A 3,874-nucleotide genomic window follows, 5' to 3' on the forward strand; every position below is an offset into this window, starting at 1 on the left:
TCAGCCAGATGAACAGCATGCGCGCCAGTTCATCGGCCCACGGCAGCGAATGGTTGAGCAGCGCACGACCGATGACGTTGGCCGACACCGAGACGATCAGCGCCACCAGCAGGGCGGCAATCAGGTGCTCCATGCCGATGGTCAGCCAGCGGAAGACCGCCGGGCCGCGGCGCTGCTGGGTATCGATCTCCAGCGGCTGGCGGCGCGGGTCGTCGAGGAACTCGGACGGGTCCGGGGGCGGTGAGTGAGGGGTATCCATAGGCGCTCCAAAAGAGGGTGTCTACAAAAGGGCTGCACTCGACAATACGTCGTTAAAACTTGACTCAATATGCTCATTTACACCCCGTAAACTCCGCAATTTCGTCAATTTTTGCCTCGTCTTGCCTTCGTTCGCCTGTTTTGTAAACACCCTCAAAGGCAGACAGACGCAACGCGGGCCAATCAGCGGCCCGCGTCTCTCTTGGTCCTGCGTTATCAGTCGTTCATGGTGTCTGCGACGATCTGCTGGATCTCGGCGACCAAGTCTTCACCGATGCGCGGTGCCCACTCCTCGTAGACCGGCTGCACGGCGTCCTGGAAGGCAGCGATCTGGTCGTCGTCGAGGCGGGTGATCTGCATGCCGCGCTCCTCGAGCTGATTACGAGACCAGTCGTCATACTCGGTGGCCAGCTGGATCTCGTAGGCCGCCGCTTCACGTGCCGCTTCCTCGACCAGCTCCTGGTAGGCCGGGTCGAGCCGGTCCCAGGTACGCTCGGACATCATGATGATGAACGGCGTATAGACGTGGCGGGTCTCGGAGCCGTAATCCTGCACCTCATGGAAGTTGGAGGTGAGGATGGTGCTCCAGGGGTTCTCCTGGCCGTCGATCACGCCCTGCTCCATGGCCGAGAACACCTCGCCGAAGGCCATCGGCGTGGGGTTGGCGCCGAGCGCTTCCCAGATGCTCAGCTGCACCGGGTTCTCCATGGTGCGAATGGTCAGGCCGCTGACATCAAGGCCGGCGACATCGTCGGGGGACTCGACGGGGCGCACGCTGTTGGTCAGCTGGCGATAGCCGTTCTCGTGATAGGCGAAGGCCTTGATGCCGGTGCCATCGAATTTGTCGAGGAGGTCCAGTGCCGCATCGCTCTCGAGTACGGCGACGGCCGCCTCGCGGGTTGGTAACAGGAACGGCAGGTCGAACACTGCCAGCTCCTCGACGTAGGTAGTGGCCGGCGAGGTCGAAGGGATGGTCATGTCCAGCGAGCCGGTCTGCAGCATCTCCATCATCTGCGCGTCGTCACCCAGCTGGCTATTGGGGAAGACGTTGACGGTCAGCCGCCCCTCGGTACGCTCGGAAAGGATATTGCCAAAGTGCTGGGTGGAAATATACAGCGGTGAGGTTTCGGCCAGGCCCAGACCGACGCGAATGGTGTGGGACCCCAGGTCTTCGGTGATCACCTCGCCCTCGATGGGCGGCGGGGCGGAGAGATCGGGGGTCTGGGCGTGGGCAACGCCCAGCGTGAGCGTGGCAGTTCCTGCCAGCGTGAGGGTCCTGCGCCAGATTGCGTGCATGGCGTGAGTCTCCATAAGTGACGTCGTGTGGTTGTTGTAGGGGTAACGCCGTGGCGAGGTGCCCGAGGTCGGCGTTCGCCCACTCAATGTCGAACTTATTGGCAATTTGTTCAACATATACTTTTGTATGTATCGACTAGTCGCGAGAAGAGGACTACCGTCAACTCACGACATCTCGCTGCTACCAACCGAGGCGCCCATGAGTTCCCAGCCCAAACGACTTCTTCGCTCCGCTGCGTGGTTCGGCAGTGCCGACAAGAATGGCTTCATGTACCGCAGCTGGATGAAGAACCAGGGCATCCCCGACCACGAGTTCCAGGGCAAGCCGATCATCGGCATCTGCAACACCTGGTCGGAGCTGACGCCCTGCAACGCCCACTTCCGCAAGCTTGCCGACCACGTCAAGCAGGGGGTGCTGGAGGCCGGCGGCTATCCGGTGGAGTTCCCGGTGTTCTCCAATGGCGAGTCCAACCTGCGGCCCACGGCGATGTTCACCCGCAACCTGGCGAGCATGGATGTCGAGGAGGCGATCCGCGGCAATCCGCTCGACGCCGTGGTGCTGCTGGTGGGCTGCGACAAGACCACCCCAGCGCTGCTGATGGGCGCGGCCAGCTGCGACATCCCGACCATCGTGGTCAGTGGCGGGCCGATGCTCAACGGCAAGCACAAGGGCAAGGACATCGGCTCCGGCACCGTGGTCTGGCAGCTCTCCGAGCAGGTCAAGGCCGGGACCATCTCGCTGCACGACTTCATGGCCGCCGAGGCCGGCATGTCGCGCTCGGCGGGCACCTGCAATACCATGGGCACTGCCTCGACCATGGCCTGCATGGCCGAGTCACTGGGCACTACGCTGCCGCACAATGCGGCGATTCCGGCGGTGGACTCGCGGCGCTACGTGCTGGCGCACCTGTCCGGCAATCGTATCGTCGAGATGGTCGACGAGGACCTCAAGTTGTCGAAGATTCTGACCCGCGAGGCGTTCGCCAACGCTATCCGCACCAACGCCGCCATTGGCGGTTCGACCAACGCGGTGATCCATCTCAAGGCGATCGCCGGGCGCATCGGCGTCGACCTGGCGCTGGACGACTGGACGCGCATCGGCCGTGGCACGCCGACCATCGTCGATCTGCAGCCCTCGGGACGCTTTCTGATGGAGGAGTTCTACTATGCCGGTGGCCTGCCGGCGGTGCTCAAGCGCCTCGGCGAGGCCGACCGGCTGCCCCACGGGGATGCCCTGACCGTCAACGGCAAGACGCTGTGGGACAACGTCAAGGATGCACCACTCTACGACGACGAGGTGATCCGCCCCTGGGACACGCCACTGCGCGAGGATGGCGGCATGTGTGTACTGCGCGGCAACCTGGCCCCGCAGGGCGCGGTGCTCAAGCCCTCGGCGGCGACTCCCGAGCTGATGAACCACCACGGCCAGGCCGTGGTGTTCGAGAACTTCGACGACTACAAGGCGCGCATCAACGACCCCGCCCTCGAAGTGACGGCCGACAGCATCCTGGTGATGAAGCACTGCGGGCCGCGGGGCTATCACGGCATGGCCGAAGTCGGCAACATGGGGCTGCCGGCCAAGCTGCTCGAGCAGGGCGTCACCGACATGGTGCGGATTTCCGATGCGCGCATGAGCGGCACCGCCTACGGCACCGTGGTACTGCACGTGGCCCCGGAAGCGGCCGCCGGCGGCCCCTTGGCGGCGGTGCGCAACGGCGACTGGATCAGCCTCGACTGCGCAGCCGGCTCGCTGCAGCTGGAGATCGACGACGCCGAGCTCGAGGCGCGCCTGGCGCAAAGCGACCCCACCGCGGCCTCGCGACGCATCGCCAGCGACGGCGGCTATCGCCAGCTGTACATCGAGCATGTGCTGCAGGCCGATGAGGGCTGCGACTTCGACTTCCTGGTTGGCTGCCGTGGTGCCGAGGTGCCGCGGCACTCGCACTAATGACATTGACCATGGATCAGCGGCGTTAACCCGGTGAATGGAGCAGAAACGATGGCAACGAACAACAGGATCACGCCGGAGCAGCTGCGCTCGCGCTACTGGTTCGATAACTCCGAGCACCCGGGCACCACGGCGCTGTGCATCGAGCGCTACCTCAACCAGGGCATTACCCTCGATGAGCTGGTGGGCGGCAAGCCGATCATCGGCATCTGCCAGTCGGGCTCCGATCTCACGCCGTGCAACCGCCACCACATCGAGCTGGTCAAGCGCGTCAAGGACGGCATCCGCGCCGCCGGCGGGGTGCCCTTCGAGTTCCCCCTGCACCCCATCCACGAGAACGTGCGCCGGCCCACCGCGGCGCTGGATCGCAAC

At 64.5% G+C, this 3,874-nt stretch carries 4 protein-coding genes; 2 read left to right on the plus strand and 2 right to left on the minus strand.

The features are described from left to right. Together CK498_RS25475 and CK498_RS25480 are read right to left on the minus strand one after the other, a co-directional pair. Window positions 1-259, minus strand: a 259-nt coding sequence (locus CK498_RS25475; protein WP_141247024.1) for a TRAP transporter small permease, incomplete at its 3' end; no start/stop codon positions are given. A 215-nt stretch (window positions 260-474) separates the two neighbouring features. Beyond that, on the minus strand, window positions 475-1,554 hold the full coding sequence (locus tag CK498_RS25480) for a TRAP transporter substrate-binding protein (RefSeq protein ID WP_095623642.1): 1,080 nt from the start codon (window positions 1,552-1,554) through the stop codon (window positions 475-477). A gap of 199 nt (window positions 1,555-1,753) precedes the next feature. On the opposite strand from CK498_RS25480, the gene CK498_RS25485 reads away from it, so the two are divergent. Both CK498_RS25485 and CK498_RS25490 read left to right on the plus strand, forming a co-directional pair. After that, window positions 1,754-3,502 (plus strand): IlvD/Edd family dehydratase, encoded by a 1,749-nt coding sequence (locus CK498_RS25485; protein WP_095623643.1) that lies wholly within the window; start codon window positions 1,754-1,756, stop codon window positions 3,500-3,502. Window positions 3,503-3,553: 51 nt separating this feature from the next. Next, a partial coding sequence (locus CK498_RS25490) for a dihydroxy-acid dehydratase domain-containing protein (RefSeq protein ID WP_176475916.1) occupies window positions 3,554-3,874 on the plus strand: 321 nt, incomplete at its 3' end.

Origin of the sequence: Halomonas salipaludis, from assembly GCF_002286975.1 — a bacterium.
In the GTDB taxonomy this organism is placed as follows: domain Bacteria; phylum Pseudomonadota; class Gammaproteobacteria; order Pseudomonadales; family Halomonadaceae; genus Franzmannia; species Franzmannia salipaludis.

What these genes read in the sequence shown, in the direction of transcription:
- CK498_RS25480 (WP_095623642.1), bottom strand. Translation starts at nt 1,554, where the DNA reads ATGCACGCAATCTGGCGCAGGACCCTCACGCTGGCAGGAACTGCCACG.
- CK498_RS25485 (WP_095623643.1), top strand. Translation starts at nt 1,754, where the DNA reads ATGAGTTCCCAGCCCAAACGACTTCTTCGCTCCGCTGCGTGGTTCGGC.